This window comes from Candidatus Binataceae bacterium (assembly GCA_035508495.1).
GTDB lineage: Bacteria > Desulfobacterota > Binatia > Binatales > Binataceae > JASHPB01.
On sequence record DATJMX010000040.1, the window covers coordinates 1 to 16,276 of the forward strand.

General features: G+C 61.7%; 12 protein-coding genes and 1 other RNA gene. 4 read left to right on the forward strand and 9 right to left on the reverse strand.

Annotated elements, in window-relative coordinates; genetic code table 11:
* Window positions 1–185: a transfer-messenger RNA gene (gene ssrA / locus VMA09_13115) on the reverse strand; the annotation flags it as partial.
* A 330-nt stretch (window positions 186–515) separates the two neighbouring features.
* On the opposite strand from ssrA, the gene VMA09_13120 reads away from it, so the two are divergent.
* A complete protein-coding gene (locus VMA09_13120) occupies window positions 516–3,845 on the forward strand; it encodes a hypothetical protein (GenBank protein ID HUA34542.1) in 3,330 nt (1,109 codons plus the stop codon).
* A 172-nt stretch (window positions 3,846–4,017) separates the two neighbouring features.
* Window positions 4,018–4,506, forward strand: a complete 489-nt coding sequence (gene smpB / locus VMA09_13125) for an SsrA-binding protein SmpB (protein HUA34543.1) — start codon at window positions 4,018–4,020, stop codon at window positions 4,504–4,506.
* Between the two features lie 3 nt (window positions 4,507–4,509).
* On the opposite strand, the gene VMA09_13130 is transcribed toward smpB, so the two are convergent.
* The 5 genes from VMA09_13130 to VMA09_13150 all read right to left on the reverse strand — a co-directional run bounded on the left by VMA09_13130 (window position 4,510) and on the right by VMA09_13150 (window position 10,525).
* Window positions 4,510–5,403, reverse strand: a complete 894-nt coding sequence (locus VMA09_13130) for a nucleotidyltransferase domain-containing protein (GenBank protein HUA34544.1) — start codon at window positions 5,401–5,403, stop codon at window positions 4,510–4,512.
* 238 nt (window positions 5,404–5,641) lie between these two features.
* Complete coding sequence (locus VMA09_13135; GenBank protein HUA34545.1) at window positions 5,642–6,640, reverse strand: M48 family metallopeptidase; 999 nt, start codon at window positions 6,638–6,640, stop codon at window positions 5,642–5,644.
* A 17-nt stretch (window positions 6,641–6,657) separates the two neighbouring features.
* Complete coding sequence (locus VMA09_13140) at window positions 6,658–7,227, reverse strand: LemA family protein (protein ID HUA34546.1); 570 nt, start codon at window positions 7,225–7,227, stop codon at window positions 6,658–6,660.
* Window positions 7,228–7,350: 123 nt separating this feature from the next.
* A complete protein-coding gene (locus tag VMA09_13145; protein ID HUA34547.1) occupies window positions 7,351–7,794 on the reverse strand; it encodes an Hsp20/alpha crystallin family protein in 444 nt (147 codons plus the stop codon).
* Window positions 7,795–8,278: 484 nt separating this feature from the next.
* The gene (locus tag VMA09_13150) at window positions 8,279–10,525 is read right to left on the reverse strand and encodes a thaumatin family protein (protein HUA34548.1); all 2,247 of its coding nucleotides are present in this window, start codon (window positions 10,523–10,525) and stop codon (window positions 8,279–8,281) included.
* A 627-nt stretch (window positions 10,526–11,152) separates the two neighbouring features.
* Here VMA09_13150 and VMA09_13155 point away from each other — a divergent pair.
* Window positions 11,153–11,902: a methyltransferase gene (locus tag VMA09_13155; protein ID HUA34549.1), complete on the forward strand. Its 750-nt coding sequence runs from the start codon at window positions 11,153–11,155 to the stop codon at window positions 11,900–11,902.
* Here VMA09_13155 and VMA09_13160 read toward each other — a convergent pair.
* Entirely contained in the window at window positions 11,891–12,742 is an 852-nt protein-coding gene (locus tag VMA09_13160; protein ID HUA34550.1) for an alpha/beta hydrolase, read from the reverse strand. The two genes, VMA09_13155 and VMA09_13160, sit on opposite strands and share 12 nt — an antisense overlap.
* 49 nt (window positions 12,743–12,791) lie before the next feature.
* Window positions 12,792–14,078, reverse strand: a complete 1,287-nt coding sequence (locus VMA09_13165; GenBank protein ID HUA34551.1) for a YhjD/YihY/BrkB family envelope integrity protein — start codon at window positions 14,076–14,078, stop codon at window positions 12,792–12,794.
* Window positions 14,079–14,302: 224 nt separating this feature from the next.
* Here VMA09_13165 and VMA09_13170 point away from each other — a divergent pair, with 224 nt between their 5' ends.
* Window positions 14,303–15,172: a hypothetical protein gene (locus VMA09_13170; protein ID HUA34552.1), complete on the forward strand. Its 870-nt coding sequence runs from the start codon at window positions 14,303–14,305 to the stop codon at window positions 15,170–15,172.
* A gap of 94 nt (window positions 15,173–15,266) precedes the next feature.
* Here VMA09_13170 and VMA09_13175 read toward each other — a convergent pair whose 3' ends face one another.
* On the reverse strand, window positions 15,267–16,235 hold the full coding sequence (locus VMA09_13175) for a quinone oxidoreductase (GenBank protein HUA34553.1): 969 nt from the start codon (window positions 16,233–16,235) through the stop codon (window positions 15,267–15,269).
* Window positions 16,236–16,276: the final 41 nt, after the last annotated feature.

The following is a 16,276-nucleotide window of genomic DNA, read 5'->3' on the forward strand; positions in this document are numbered from 1 at the left end:
CGCTAAATGACGCCCAGACCCGCCGCCGCGAGCATACGGCGGCTGGACGCTAGCGGCCCTTAGGCCGCCAGAGCGTAACCGTTATTGTCTGCGGGTAAATTTCGCAGTCTGCCTGTTTAACGGGTTGACAGTACCCCGGCGTGCGACCATGACCTTCTTGTCTCCGTCGAATCCAGTTCGCCCCCAAAAAGCGCGATCGAATCAAACGAATCGGCCGGTCGTGACGGTTACTCCATCAATCTAAGGCTTGCAGGAGGCGCAAGCAACCGAGGGTGAAACTTCGCGTCCCCGGGCGCATCACGCGACATTGGCGCGACTTCGCCCTTCTTTGCATCTGTTCTCATCTTCTAATGTTGTTGTAGGCGATTTTGGATGATAATTCATTGAGCCGCCCGTGCCTTGAATTTTGATCGGGCCGAATCCTCCGGAGTCGGCCGCGCACAGGGAAGGGGATTGTGATGTCAGCGGTGGACTCTCGTTCGGCTCGGCTTGCTTGGATCTCGGTTTCAGTCGCGATGTTTGCGCTCGCGGCGCTGCTCTCGCATGGCTATCGCGAGAAGACTGTCGCCCCCGCGCGCAAGCCGTCTCCCGATGCGATCAAGCAGTTTACGGCGATGCCCCTTTACTTCGAGCGCAACCAGGGGCAGAGCGATGCGCAGGTCCGCTACCTCTCGCGCCAGGGCAACTACACCGTCTTCCTTACTGATGACGCCGCGGTCTTTTCGCTCGTCGCCGATGCTTCGCGCTCGGGCGGCTCCGACCAGCATCAACATCGGAGCATGATTTCGTCGGCGATCCGCGTGCGGCTCGATGGCGCTGCGATTCATCCGCAGATCGAAGCGCACCACAAGCTCGGTGGTCATGTCAATTATCTGATCGGCAAGGACCCTTCGCGGTGGCATCGCGATGTTCCGATCTTTGCCAGCGTCGTGTATCGCGACGTCTATCCCGGCGTCGATCTCGTCTACTACGGCGCGAGCAACGCGCTCGAATATGATCTCGAAGTGCGGCCCGGCGCCGATACGCGCAAGCTCAAATTTGCAATTGAGGGCAACGGCCAAGCGCGGCTCGACGAATCGGGAAATATCGATGTCGCGACTGCCGCCGGCACCGTGACGATTCGCAAGCCAGTCGTTTATCAGACGGATGCGAAGGGCGCGCGTCAGCAGATTCGCAGCGACTATTCGCTCACCGTGCCGCGCCAGATCGATGGTGTTACTTCGCGCGAAGTGACGATCGCGCTGGGCGATTACGACAAGACGCGCGCGGTCGTGATCGATCCACAGTTCGTCTACTCGACGCTGATCGGCGGCACCGGGACGAGCGCTGGCCCGTTCGGCCCGTTACCCGGTTGGGGCGGACTCCAGCTCGCGATTTCCGATCTTGGCTTGTCCGATGCGGTCGATTCGTCGGGCAACGCGTACATTACGGGCACGACCTTTTCGTCGGACTTCCCGACCAAGAACGCGTTTCAGTCCACGCTTAAGGGCGCCAACACCGCGCCGGCTCAGAACCCCAACGCGTTCGTGGCGAAGTTCAATCCGGCCGCAAGCGGCGCGAGTTCGCTGATTTTCTCTACGTACCTCGGCGGCTCCGGCGACACGCTCGCAGGCGATGCCGGCCTTGGCAACGGCGACACCGCTACCGGTATCGCCGTCGATACAGGCAACAATATGTATCTGGCGGGCTACACCTTCTCGACGGATTTTCCCGGCAGCAGTTCGTGCGGCGCGTGGGGCCAGAGCAACAATCAGTTCAACAAAAACGTTGACAACGGGTTTATCGCAGCGCTCACCGCCGACGGCGGCACGCTCGATTACTCCTGCTATATCAACAGCCAGGACGGCGCATCGGCGAGCCGCGTAGCGGTGAATCCGACCTGCAGCGATCCATCGAATTGCAGTGTTTATGCGGTCGGTACCACCTTCGCGACCAATACCGGCGGCGCGGGATCGGATTTCCCTTCCACCACCAACGCTTACTTAATCACGAATCCTGAGAACACCAACCCAGTCTTGCAGAAGGCGGGCGCCGCCTTTCTCCTGGTGACATCCCCTCAGCCAGTTCCTCCTGCGATTCCTGCCGCGATGCCGACCTACGCGACCTTTTATGGCGGCACGGGAAGTAAGAACGGCGGTGACGGCGCGACCTCGGTTGCCGTCGATTCGTCGGGCCTGGCGTATCTTACGGGCTTCACCTTCTCCCTCGATTTGCCGCACTCGGCGAATGCTGGACAGTCCGCGAACAATGCCGGGGCATTGAATGAGACCAACGCATTCATTGTCGAGTTCGATCCATCCCAAAGCGGGATCAACTCGCGGATCTATGCGTCGTATTTCGGCGGCAACGGCCTGGGAAGCTCGAGCAGCACCAATCCGATCACGTTCCGCGGCGATGTCGGCAACGCGATCGCAGTCGATGGCAGCGGGCACATCTTCCTCACTGGCATCGCATTTTCGACGACGGGATTGTTCACGAGCACCACCGCCTTTCAGAAGGTCAACAACGCCGCCGCCAATCTCGGCAGCAACGCCTTCGTAACCGAGATCGATCCGAGCCAGCCAGCAGGAACGGCGCAGTTCGTCTTCTCAACTTATTTCGGCGGCTCTGGAGTTGCACTAAACAGTGCCACCGGGGTTGGCGACTTCGCGACCGGTATCGCGCTCGGCGGCTCCGATGTCTTCATCACCGGCGCTGGCCAGAGCACGAATCTTCCGACCACTTCGGGCGCATGCCAGCCGGCGCGCAACAGCTTCGTCGCGTCCAACGCCTTCGCATCCGAGTTTAATCCTGGCGGCTCGGGAACCGGGCAACTCGTTTTCTCGTCGTATTTCGGCGGTAATAGCCCGCAGGTGTTCGGCGACATGGGCACCGACGTCAAGGTCGCGAACGGCGACATCTATCTGACGGGTCTCACCCAGACCAGTACCTTTCCCGTAACGACGTCCCCGGCCGCGTTTCAGAGCACCAATCGCGCTTTCGGCGATGGCACGCACCCGTTTACCAATGCGTTCCTGACCGTGCTCGATCCGACCAGCAGTGTATGTCCGCCGCCCGGACCGACCCCGACCGCAACTGCGAGCAACACGCCAACGCCGACAATCAGTGCGACGCCGACGCCCACGGTGACCGCGACCGCGACGCAAACTGCCACCGCCACGCCGACTCCGTTGCCAGGCACGATAGGTTTCACTGCTCCCGGCGTCTTTGCGACCGTCGCACCCGGTTCGGTCGTTACAATCACCTTCACTGCGACCAACAACACCACCTTTACCAATCCGACGGTCAACGCAGTGACCATCAGCGTCACCAACCCCAAGGTCTTCACTTCGATATCGTTGTCCACGCCTAACGACGATGCGGGGACGATCAGTCCAGTGAGTGGGGTTGGCAATATTTTTACGTTTCCTCAACCGGTTACCTTCCCCACAACGCCCCCCCAGACTGTGACTTTCTCACTGATTGCGGTGCTCTCCGGCGGGAGCTCTGCGATAAAAGCGCCGCGCGGCGTCGTCGCGTATGCGTCGATCGCGCCGCCCGCACGATTCCCGGGTCGCGGACTCGCGCAGTTGCTCGGCGCGATGATGCTGATCGGCTTCGGCCTGATGAGATTCCCCGCGGGCCGTCGTCGATGGCTCGCCGGCGTGGTGCTCATCGGGATCGCGCTCGCCAGCGGTGTCGCCGGATGCGGCGGCGGTGGTGGAGGCGGCGGCGGTGGCGGCGGTGGCGGCAACCAGCCGCTCACTTCGATTATCTCGGTGGTCGATGCTGACGTGACCCCGACCGGCGCGGTCTCGCCTCTCGATTTCCCGCTCCAGATCGCGCAGATAACCCAGGCACTGTGACAACGACGACCGGCCATGGCCCGAAGCGCCGTGGCCGGTCCTCCTTTTGAGACTTCCGCCAAATCCCAGCTTTCTTTCGCGCTCAGGCGATTCGACATAACATGAGCGGATCGCCTCGCCGTTTATCGTCGTCCCGCGAGACGATAAACGGACGCGGCAATTTGGATTCGCGATGGCGCAGAGCAAGGAACAGGGGCGCAAGAACGACGGCTTCGATCTCGTGGTCGAGAACCGCAAGGCTCGTCACGATTTCTTTATCGAGGATACCTTCGAAGCCGGAATGGCGCTGAATGGCACCGAGGTCAAGTCGCTGCGCCAGCATCGCGCTAACCTGCGCGACAGCTACATCCGCATCAAGAAGGGCGAAGCGTTCCTGCAAGGCGTGCACATCGGTGCCTATGCCCCAGCCGGCCAGTTCAGTCACAAAGAAACCCGCGACCGCAAGCTCCTGCTGCATCGGCGCGAAATCGATCGCCTGTGGGGCAGGGTACGCGAGCGCGGCTACTCGATCGTGCCGCTGAAGATTTATTTCAAGGCCGGCCGCGCCAAAGTCGAGATCGGTCTGGCCAAAGGCAAGCAGGCCTACGACAAGCGCGCGGCGATCGCCAAGAAAGATTCGCGGCGCGAGATGGAACGCGCACTCAAAGGGCGCAATCGCTAGGCTTCAATTCGTCCGCTCGTTGGCCACCAGCTTGAGCTGATCGAGAATCTGCTGCATCCGCGCAATACTCTCGGCGAGTTCTGCCGCAATCGCGCCAGGACGCCCAAGCACTTCATCGACGCTATCGTGAAAGCCGTGCGGTACGAGGGCGAAGCCGCGCGACTCAGCCATCGCGCCTTTTTCATTGATGAAGAAGGTTCGGTTGAGCGCGTAAAGCACCCGCACCATGAAGCCCGCGGCCCGGAACAGGCATCCCGCCACGTACATCGTGTCGCAGCGCGCGGCGGGTTTGCCCGCGATACTCAACTCGAACTCGGCATCGAACAGATGCTTCGCCACGATAGTCGCGCGCAGTGGCTCCGGATAATCAGCGACCTTGGCCTTGAGCTCGACGAGCGCACCCAGCGGATCGTAAAGCGGCTGACAGACTTGGGTCTCGCCCGCATAAATCTGATTTTGAAAACCGAGCGGATGCCCGAGTTGATAGATCGAATGAACGCGGCCTTCGAGGCATTCGTCGATCGCGCGCGCGACTGCGCCGAGATCGCGATACAAAAAGTCAACGTGGACACCGTCGAGCGTGAGCCATCCGCCGCCGTTGACGCCCGGACCCCACGCGCCGAAGTCGGTCACGAGACCGCTGATATGGCGATCGTCGAGATCGCGCGCTGCCCGGTCGAGCGCGCCGATCGAGAACGGGCGCTCGCCGTCATAGTAAATGCCAAGGTCAACGTCGGAATGACGATCGGCGGTGCCGCGCGCACGCGAGCCCCCGAGGGCGATCGCCGCTACGCCGTCGATCGTACCGACGCGGCCGACAACGCGATCCAGGATTTCTTCGATTTCCCCGCCAATCACGGTCGATATCGCAAGCACCACGACTCTACACGTTTCCACACGCGCCAAGTTAACGCCAATGGCGCAGCCGGCTCGCGCATTCGTTATCCGTCATCCAAATCGCTGGCCGCCATCCATTCCGTCATGGTGAGCGGAGGCCGCCGAAGTCGAATGGGGATCTCGGAGGCCCCGAAGGGGCCGGTAACGGTAAGCGCGCAGGGCTTTCCTATTTCCTAACGGGCGAGGCGCTGTCGCGCCCGATTTCGGGAACCAGTCCCGACTGCGCGGGACTTGCCGATTAATTCGCCACGGCGGGAGATTCCGAAGGCGCCCCAATCATCGCTTGCAGTCTTGCGATGCGGCGGCCTAGCGGCGGATGCGTCGAAATCAGGTTCGCGAAGAAGCCTTCATCATCCTCTTTCGCGCCCTCGCGCGGGTTCACCATGAATAGATGCGCCGTACCCGCAGTGCCCGCCTTCAGCGGCGATTCGACCTGCTGCAACCGCTGTAGCGCTCGCAACAGCGCGCGCGGGTTGCGCGTGAACTCGACCGACGCCGCATCCGCCAGGTACTCGCGCTCGCGCGACACCGCCATCGCCAGCAACTGCGCGAAGATCGGCGCGAGCACTGCGAGTATCAGCACCGCAATCGCGATCACCGCCGAGGATTCGTTCTCGTGATCATTCGAATCGTTATCGCGTCCGCCGAAGCCGCCGAAGAACATCGTGCGGTAAACGAAGTCCGACAGCATCGCGATTCCGCCGACCAGCACCGCGATCATCATCATCGTGCGGATGTCGTAGTCGCGGATATGCGACATCTCATGACCGATGACGCCCTGGATCTCCTCGCGATCCATCTGGTCGATAAGTCCCTGCGTGACGCAGATCACTGAATGCTGTGGATCGCGCCCGGTCGCGAATGCGTTGGGCGACGGATCGTTCATCAGGTACGCCTTCGGCACCGGCAGCCGTGATGCGATCGCCATCTCGTTGATGACATTGAGCACCGTCTGACGTTCGACAGTATCGCCCGTCAGCGGTTCGGCACGCACCGAGAGCAGGACGAGAGAGGCACCGCCGTAAAACGAAACAACAGACTGGATACCACCAAAACCAAGCGCGAAGATCGTGAAGATTGGAAAGCCGATCAGATGGCCGCCATTAAAGCGCACGTTGCGCGCGAGGTAATCGAGGCCGAAACCGAGCACTCCGAAGAGCACAATGAAAACCGCGACCAGGATCACCGTCTGCCGGCGATTGGTCGCCTGGAGCGCACGGAAATCGCTCGCCGCCATCGGATCTTAGGGTCCGCTCAGGCGCGCGGCGCGCTCATCGAGAGATCGACCTTGGGAACGGCCTGATCCTCGGGCGCGCCTTTGAAGTACTCGGCCGGCTTGAAGCCGAAATTGTTCGCGATCATGTTGGACGGGAACGATTGAATGCGCGTGTTCAAATCGAGCACGACGTCGTTGTACGCCTGCCGTGCGAACGCGATCTGATTCTCGGTCGTGGTCAGCTCTTCCTGGAGCTTGAGCACATTCTGATCGGACTTGAGCTGCGGATAGTTTTCCATCACCGCGAGCAGCTTGCCGAGCCCCGCCGTGATCTGATTCTCCGCCGCGATCCGCGTCGTCTGGTCGGGAGCGCTGACGGCCTTGGCGCGCGCCTCGACCACCTGCGTGAGCGTGTCGCGCTCGAACTGCATGTAGCCTTTGACGGCCTCGACCAGGTTCGGAATCAGATCGTGCCGGCGCTTCAATTGAACATCGATCTGGCGCCACGAATTTTCAACCTGGTTGCGCAGGCTGACGAGGCGGTTGTAGGCGAGGATCGTCCACGCAATGATCGCGACGACGATAATCAGCAGCACAGTTGAGGTCATCGGTTCGCTCCTGCCTCGCCGATTCTATGCTTCCGGTGGGCTCACAGGAATGCGCCGGCAGGTTATCTTCCGGTAAACCTGCCGGCGCTGCGGAGGGAACGTGGGCCTTGCGCCCGTAAATGGCTAGTTCTGGTAGTTGACTTTGATCTTGAGCGGCTTGCTCTCGGGCTTCTTGAGCACCGTCACTTCGAGCACGCCGTCCTTGTACGAAGCGGTGATGCCGTCGCTGGTGGCATCTTCAGGCAGCTTGAACGCGCGCCGAATCTTGCCAAAGGTCCGTTCCGCCACGTGCACGGACGCTTCCTTGGGATACTCGGGGCGGGTGCGCTCGGCCTCGACGATCAGGCGGCCTTCCTCGACGCGCAGCTCGGCCGAGTCAGCCTTCACGCCCGGCATCTCGAAGTAGAAGTGATAGCCGTCAGCGTTCTCGACCACGTCGGTCGCAGGAGTCGTAGCGTGCTGCTGCGGAGCAGTGCGGGGCCGCTCGAGCTCATTCCACAGTTGGTTGAAATGATTGAACAGAGAGTTGTTGGGCAGCATGACGCCATTGTTCAAACGCAGTTCCATCGTAAAACGCCTCCTCGGAATTTCTCCGGAATAACAGTCAGATTTTTGTGGCTGCTGGCGCTTCGCTTTCTAAGTCAATTCGCCGGTGCCGCTCACAGTTAGAAAGGTAAGTACGAACGAAGAGTCGTCAAGGGGTGGATGGCGATCGAAAATTCGAGTCTTCCTCTGGCTTCTTTTTCCTGTGCCTCCAAAAGCAGATCCTGACGCTGCCCGCCCGCCATCGAAATGTTCGGCCGCCGCCAAATAGCTCCCGGCTGCGGACCCTGGCCGCAGCCGCAAACCGGGAGAGGCCGCCGCCTCACCCCGCCCGCGCGAAATGCACCGATGTCTTTCTGTCAACGTGCGCCGAATTGCGCCCTTATCAGCGGCCCGATTCGTTTCACGAATTGAACCGCGGCCTGTCCCGATGCGCGGATGCAGCCCAGGGCTGCATCCGCGGGAGCGGCTATTGAGAAGTCCGGCCCGGGGTATCTAACCGGCTGGATTATCTAAGACTTGCCAGCCTCAGGCCCGTCGTCGGCCGCAACGCGAAGCTGATCGCGGTCCAGTCGCTGTTGCCGATATTCGGATCCGGCGGCGTCGTGTTCGAGGTCAGACCCACGGCCTGCGAATCCGTCGTTCTCGCCTTTGCCTCGATTCGGTCGCCAACCAGATGCGCGTAATAATCGCCGAGCGTCGGACTGCCAAACACTTTGAGCGCGCCCGTTTCATCAATTCCAACTCCGGGCACGGTGCTTACGGGCAGAGCGAAAACCTGGCCTTTCGCATTGCCCGCGCCATAGACGCTGATCAACTGCGCGAATGCAGTCTGGGTCGTGACGGGAGGGGCCGTCGCGGTGGCCCCGACTCCCTGAGCGGTCGAACCGGTCGCATCGAAGGGATTGGTACGGTCCACGCCCCGCCATACGGTCATTCCGCCCGATGGCGATGCCGCCTGGCTCCACGTCCAGGTGTAGCTCACAGGCTCGTCGGCCGGCGTGGTTACGAAATGGTACCACACCACGGTTTGATCGTTTGAGCTCGAAGTTACATTCGCGCCCGGCACCTGGGTCCATCCGATCGGCAGCGTTGGGCTTCCCGCCGCCGAGTTGAACGTGATCGACGCGAGCAGCATATCGCCTGCATTCAGGAGGCTTTGCGGAAGGACGGCCAGCGCCAGACTCGAGCCTTGGGCATTGAAGTTCGCCCGCAGGCCTATCTGCTTAACCTTGGCCGGAGAATCCCATTTGCAGATGATGGCCTCGTCGCCTGCGCCGGTCGGATCGAGGTCGCATCCCCAATCCGTCGGCGCCGGTTTGGCAAGACCGAAGAGCGCTCCGTAGTTGATCGGATTGCCGCAGTTTATCCGCGCCTGGTTGAATCCATACACGCTCTCCGCGTTAGGAATATCCGAGCACAACGGAATGGTGCTGAGCGGCGAAATCTTGGTGTTGCCATTGCCGCCCGGCGCAAAGATCACGCGATAGGAGGGCGAGTCGCCGCCGTAAACCTGGGGATCGTTGGGCCAGGTGTAAACCTTGGGCATCGCCTTGTGCAGCGTGTCGTCGCCGATACAACTGCTCGCATCGCTGCTGACGTCGCTGCACTTGCCGAGCGGAGGCTGAGTCGAGTCGAAGACCTGTGGCGGCGTGACACTGTCGTCGGTGTAGCCGTATTGGTAGGTAACGTACGGACACAACGGATTCGCGGTGCCATCGGCCTCCGGGTAACAGTTGCTGGCCTGAACGAATGCGCGGCCCTGACAGGTATGGTCGAGCGAAGAGCCTGGATTGTTCCAGCATGCTCCGTTCACAGGGCAATCGAGGTCGGTCTTGCACGGGTGTCCATACTGACTCGGATCGCCCAGGCAGAACGATTTCCAATAGTAACAATTCGTGCCCGGCGTAGGTGTGCAGCCGATGGTGGGCGGCGATGGATACTCATATCTTCCGCAGTTCGAGAAACAGGCCACAACGCTGTTGTCGACGACGCCGGTGCTATCTACAGGTTGACCGGATTTGTTGACGTACACGAATCCGTAGGGATTGCCGTTGGTAAACGCCGAGCGGGTGAGCTTGAAGGCCGTGGGGCAACTCGATCGCAGATCTTCGCCGGATCTCGTGAGCGGGTACCGCTCGTTTAACCACTGAATGTCATGGGGCGCCTTGCCCGGTCCGTTGGTATCGAAAGGATCGTGCGCGTCGCCCGCGACGGGCTGGATGTCCATGTTGAGATTGACGCCGTCTACCGCGCTGATGTCGGGAGAATCTTTGAGATAGCTGACGGTAGGAGTCGTCGGCGCGTTCGAAACCGGCTCGGCAAAAGTCCATTCAGAGACCGTGGTGCCGACCGTCCCCGCCAGGCGCGCCGCGCTGCAGTCGTAACGGCCCGCGCAGCCTCCGGTTTCGCACTGGGCCTTGTCAAAGCCGAGATCGTAGCGGCATCCGGATCGCGCCCAGAATCGCGGACCGACGATTCCCTGGCACATGCCGTGCGCGTTTTCCGGACACTTCGTGTCTTCCCATGTAAGCGGAATGTCGATAGTCAGGACGTTCCCGTGATTGGCAGAGCCAGCTTTCCCGATCACCCAGCTTCCCGATTCGGGAAGCACAGGTACCGGCTGACCGCCTTTCTGCTGCGCGGCATTGGCGGTACCCAGCAGGTCCTCATCCGAACAGTTGACGAGCTGCACGACTCGATGCAGTCCTGGCTTCACGGTCGGCGTCGGCACGTTGGCCAGACACGCATCCAACCCGCCTCCCAGCCTGCCCGGAGGCGTCGGCTCGGCGGTCGGTCGGGCCTGAAGGGTCGGGAGAGGAATCGGCAACTTAAGGATGGGAGGTGCTGGCAACTTCAGGATTTGGGCATCGGCGTTGAGGGTTTGGAAAAATACACCGAATGCGAAAGTCGCTATTGCGACGATCAGAAAACCCAGCCGAGGGACTGCGTCACGTGCGAATTCTCTCGGACGCTCAACGCTCTCCAAATGAGCCAACCCCATCTATTGCGCTCCTGATTCGAAATGGCGTTCGTTCGTGCTGTTGAAATCGAGCGAGATCTAAGCAGAAATTTGCCTGAGATTCTGCCTCTTTATTTTCTTAGATTCCACAAAGCGAAAGTTGCGTTATAGTTTCGATTTTCGCGGGCAGAGAGGGCGCGCATCGCGTGACGCAAGCGACTACTTTGCGGATTCGGCTCGAGCGGTGACGCTCGCGATCTCTTTGGCGAAGAGGCGGCCATCTGCCGGTCGCCTTGCGATTCGGCCAACTCCTGGCCATCCTTCAGTGCCTCGACCGCGCGCGCTATGTTGCCCTTGCCTATGAAGGTGCCGGCCTTGCGAAAGATTCGCGCTTAGCGCTTGCCCTTTTCGGCCGTTGTCATGGACGACACTACAGAAGACCTCACTCGCGACGCGATCCTGGGTGGCACTCTCACCATTCACCAGCCGCGACGCGGCTATCGCTTCTCGGTCGATTCGATTCTGCTCGGGCGATTCGCCACGGTGCGCGCGCGCGATCGTGTGCTCGATCTCGGCGCAGGAGGCGGCGTGGTCGCGATCATGATCGCGGCGCTCGCGCGCCCGCGCGAAGTGATTGCGCTCGAGCTTCAGCCGCAACTCGCCGCATTGATCGATCGCAACGCGACCCTCAATTCGCTCACCAACGTGCGCGGCGTATGCGCCGATATTCGCGCCCGCCGGAACGCCGGGATCGAGCCCGCGAGCTTTGACCTGATCGTCGCGAATCCTCCCTACTACGCTGCCGCCCGCGGCCGTCATAGTCCGGGCGAAGGCCGTCGCGCCGCGCGCAGCGGCACCGATGCCGAGCTGGCAGACTTCGTCGCGGCGGCGCGCCGCTACGCGCGCAACGCAGCGCGCGTAGCGTTTGTCTTCGCCGCCAATCGAAGCGCGGAACTGATCGCGACGATGCGCGCGCGCGAGCTCGAGCCCAAGCGCATCCGCTTTGTGCATCCGCGCGTCGAGCTGCCCGCCGCGAGCGTGCTCGTCGAAGCGCGCGTTGGCGGCGGCGTCGAGGTCGCGGTCGAACCGCCGCTCATTCTTTATGACAACGCCGGAGAGTACAGCGCCGAAGCGCGCGCGCTGCTGCTCGGCGCGCGCTCAGGCACCTAGAAAATCGAGCGCCTGGCGCGCGACGAAGTCGGGTTGTTCCATCGGCATGAAATGCCCCGTGTCGGGAATCGTGAGCACGCGCCCATGACGGATTCCGCGACGGACTCGGTCCGTGAGCGTGACGCTAAACGCATAGCTATTGGCGCCGAACAGCACCAGCATCGGAATATCGCTCGCGAGAATCCGCGCCAGGCCATCGAACTCGTGCGAGGTCTCGTAGATGCGCGCCTCGATCTCGGGCGCACATTTGAGCTCTCGCGTCCCGTCTGCCGCCCGCCGCGTGCCGAACTCGCAGTAATCGTGCAGGATATCCTTGCGCCAGGTGTCGTAAGGGGGCTTGCGATCGAAATTTGCGACCATCGCGTCGACGCTTGGAAACGATCGCTTGCGCTTGAGCGTGCGCTCGAAAAACGGATTTTGCCATCCGAGCTCGGGGCCTGTCGGCGATTCGAAAATCACCGGCTCGACCAGCACCGAGCGCAAAATAAGGTCCGGCCGCTCCGCGCCGAGCGAGCCGATCGCGGTCGCGCCGGCGGAGTGACCGAACGCGCGCACGCTCTTCCACCCCATGGCGTCGATAAAGCCCGCGAGGTCGCGCATCGTGAGTTCCCAGTTGTATTCCCCATCGGGCGCTTTGCCGCTGTCGCCGTGCCCGCGCTGATCGAAGCTGTACACGTGCCCGATCGCGCGCAGCTGCTCGGCGATCGGCCGATAGATGCGGCCGAGGAAACCGGTCGCGTGCAGGATGACGATCGGCGCGCCGCTGCCGCCCCAATCGAGCGAGCACAGACGGACGCCGTTCACTTCGACGAATTTGCTCTCAGGCTCGAATGATTCCATAGCGATGATTCGCGGAATCATAGGTGAGGCGCAGCGCGGAAGAAACCGCTCAGGCCTTGGCGTCGGCCTGGGGAGCGGTCGCGGTGAGAAGCTGCTCGAGGGTGATGCTCTTGAGCACGTTCGTGCGCGCTGACTCGAGCTCGTCGAGGACGTGACTGACGCGGGGGTCGCTGCTGTCGCGCTCGTCGGGCGGCACGATGTCGGCGAGCGCATCGCCGAGCACGATCGATGCGGGATCGCGCACGAGGAAGAGCCCGCTCTTCCCGCTGTGCACGCTGGCCGCCGATTCAACCACAACCCCGGCCTCTTTGAGCGCGTCGACGATCGGCTCGAGCGTCGATTCCCTGACCAGCATGTGGCGCGCGAGCGTCCAGGTCGTGATCGCATCGCCGCCGCGCCGGAACCGCTCGGCCAGCTGTATCAGGATGTAGAGCGCCGCCGCGTAGGGAAAATCTGGTGACGCCGGTTTGATATAACTGATGTCGGCGCCGCGCTGCACCGCGGCCGTCACCTCGGCGCCGAACAGGATCACGGCCCACGCCACGTAGATCCAGACCAGGAAAATCGGCACCGATGCGAGCGCGCCGTAAATCGCGCGATACCCGGCCATCCCGACCTGGAATTTCACGTAGCCCCACAGCACGATTTGAAAAAGGATGGTCGTCACCAGCGAGCCGATCGCGGCCGGGCCGTATCTGACCTTCGTGTAGGGAAAGAATACAAAAAGGAAAAAGAAGCCCGCCCATACGATCGCGTACGGCACCGTCGCCGCCAGCCATGCCGCCGCGAACGAGAAATACGGCATCTTGCCCGACACGAACGCCGTCCCGCCGAGCGCCGCCGCGATTATTATCGGCCCGGTGAAAATCACGCTCAGGTAATCTGCGAATTTGCGCAGGTAGCTGCGGCTCTGCGGCACGCTGAAGATCGTATTGAGCGCCTGCTCAACGGTACTCATGGTCGAGATCACCGTCACGAGCAAAAACGCGCCGCCGAGCGAGCCAAGTGCGGCGGCGTTGACGTTCTCGACGAAGCTCATGATTTGATTTGCGGTGCTGTCCGAGCCGGCCGCGAGGTAGCGCTCGACCAGCGGGCGCAGCTTGTCGGCCTCGCCAAAACCCTTGAGCGCCGAGAATGCGAGCGCCAGGATCGGCACGATCGAAAGCGCAACGGTGTATGTGAGCGCCGAGGCCCGCAGCAGGTCGTTGTTGCCGATGAAGGATTCGACCGCGCTGCTGATCACCATCCAGCCACGCAGCAGGTAATTGCTACTCGAAGAAATGTGGCCGGCTTTGAGCGCCGGAACATCGAACCAGTCAGAGCTTCGTTTGGTCACGTGGAAGGCGCGTCGCGACTATCGATCGGCTGGCGAAAGCCTCGACGCTCGACGATTCTCGCGGCCTGCCTCCTGCGATGTCAAGGCGTCCCCGGGTGAACCGGATTGTTCAACCGCCTTGAACGCCCGTTTAAGTGAAGCTGGGCGATGAATCCGTCACGGAAGGCGCACAGCGGCCATTACCAAGCACGAGTGTAAAAAACTGACCTTGATGGAGGTGCGCTATGTCGTTGATTCAGATCGGTTTGATGGACAAGACCCGTGAACTCGATCCCGAGATGGTGCAGAATGTGGCGGCTGCGCTGAACATCCAGGTGACGCGCGATCTGCCGCAATTCTGGAACGCGCAGGCGACGGTGATTCATCTCGGCGCCAACAAGGTCCCGAGCGGAGTGTGGCCCGTTTACCTCGTCAAGAGCCTGCCTCCGGGCGAAGGCGGATTTCATCTCGACAAGCACAACCAGCCTTACGCCGAGGTTATCGCGACGCCGGACAGCGAAGGATGGACGGTGGCGGCGAGCCACGAGATCGTCGAGATGCTCGTCGATCCGTACGGCAACCGGCTCCAGTCTTCCACGTCGATCGAGATCAGTGGCGGCAAGATTGAAGACGGCAACGGTCAATATTCGTATCTGGTCGAGGCCTGCGATCCGTGCGAGGCCGATCAGTACGCCTACACGATCCAGGGAATTGCGGTGTCGGATTTTTTGACGCCGCACTTCTACGATCTCAAGGAGACCGCGGGCTCGCGTTACAGCTTCACCGGTGCGCTCAAGGCACCGCGGCAGATTCTGCCCGGCGGCTATATCTCATGGGTAGATCAATCGACCGAAGAGTGGCAGCAGCTTCAGTTCGTCGATCCGAACCAGCCGCCAAAGATCGTCAACCTCGGACCGGCCAAGGGTAAGAGTCTCCGCGAATGGGTGCACACCTGCATCTCCGATCCCAAGCTCCAGGACACCGAGTACACTTCGAAACATTCGCCCAACAAGAAGCTCTATGCCGGTGCGCGAGAGCATCGCATGGCGCTCGACAAGATCGCCAAGGAGCGCATGAAAGCCTACGAAGCGGAGAGCCGCAAACGCGGTAAGTAAGCTCCCGCATCTGGCGGCCAGCCGGCGTCGCCGCCGCCGGAGTCGTCAACCCGGGGATGCCCACCGCGCAACACGCACGGTGGGCATCTTCACGTCAGGCAGTCAGCACGAGCTTGCCTGTGGACTGGCGCGATTCCATGAAGCGATGGGCTTCGGCGGCCTGCGCGAGCGGGAAGGATTTGCCGACCAGCAGCTTCAGCTTGCCTTGCGCGATCAGCTTGAGCGAGTCCTCGATTCCGCGCCGCATGATTTCAGGCACGGCCGGGATGGTGTTGAGCGTGAAGCCGCTTACCTTCGCCGCTCGCTCAAACAGCCGGAACAGGTTGAGCGGCTCCGGCGGCCCGCCTGCGCGTCCGTAGAGAATCAGATGGCCGAACAGGGCGAGGCAGCCGAGGCCTTTTTCGAGTGTCGTGGCGCCAACTGCGTCGAGGATCAGATCGACGCCGCGTCCGCCCGTGATTCGGTTCGCTTCTGCCGCGAAGTCCTTCGTCGCGTAATTGATTACGTCGTCGCCGCCGTATTCCTTGACCAGCGCCGCCTTCGAATCGCTCGAGACCGTGCCGATAACTTTCGCGCCCGCCGCTTTGGCGATCTGTACCGCGACGATACCGACGCCGCCCGCGGCCGAATGCACCAGCACGGTCTGCCCCGGCCCAGTGTTATGGCAGGTATGCAGCATGTGCCACGCGGTCAGCACCTGGATCGGAAACGCCGCGCCGTGTTCGAAGGACATCGAGTCGGGAAGCGGAATCACTTGCCCCGCCTGCGCGAGCGCATACTCGGCGTAGGTCTTGCTGCCGATGAATGCGACGCGCTGCCCCGCCTTCAGGTTAGATACGCCTGCGCCGGCCGCTTCGATCTCGCCCGCACCCTCGAATCCCGGCACGTCGGGCAACTGCGGCTGCATCAGGTACTGTCCCTGACGAAACAAAGTGTCGGCAAAATTGATCCCGGCGGCGCGCACCTTGACGAGCACCGTACCGGGCTTGAGTTCGGGCTTCGGGATATCCGCCAGATGCAGAACCTCGGGCCCACCAAGCTTGTCGAAGACGACTGCTTTCACGGGTTACCTCGCTTGTGGAGTGATGGGAGTTCAGGCGGAAT

What these genes read in the sequence shown, in the direction of transcription:
- VMA09_13120 (HUA34542.1), top strand. Translation starts at nt 516, where the DNA reads ATGTTTGCGCTCGCGGCGCTGCTCTCGCATGGCTATCGCGAGAAGACT.
- smpB (HUA34543.1), top strand. Translation starts at nt 4,018, where the DNA reads ATGGCGCAGAGCAAGGAACAGGGGCGCAAGAACGACGGCTTCGATCTC.
- VMA09_13135 (HUA34545.1), bottom strand. Translation starts at nt 6,640, where the DNA reads ATGGCGGCGAGCGATTTCCGTGCGCTCCAGGCGACCAATCGCCGGCAG.
- VMA09_13140 (HUA34546.1), bottom strand. Translation starts at nt 7,227, where the DNA reads ATGACCTCAACTGTGCTGCTGATTATCGTCGTCGCGATCATTGCGTGG.
- VMA09_13145 (HUA34547.1), bottom strand. Translation starts at nt 7,794, where the DNA reads ATGGAACTGCGTTTGAACAATGGCGTCATGCTGCCCAACAACTCTCTG.
- VMA09_13155 (HUA34549.1), top strand. Translation starts at nt 11,153, where the DNA reads ATGGACGACACTACAGAAGACCTCACTCGCGACGCGATCCTGGGTGGC.
- VMA09_13160 (HUA34550.1), bottom strand. Translation starts at nt 12,742, where the DNA reads ATGGAATCATTCGAGCCTGAGAGCAAATTCGTCGAAGTGAACGGCGTC.
- VMA09_13170 (HUA34552.1), top strand. Translation starts at nt 14,303, where the DNA reads ATGTCGTTGATTCAGATCGGTTTGATGGACAAGACCCGTGAACTCGAT.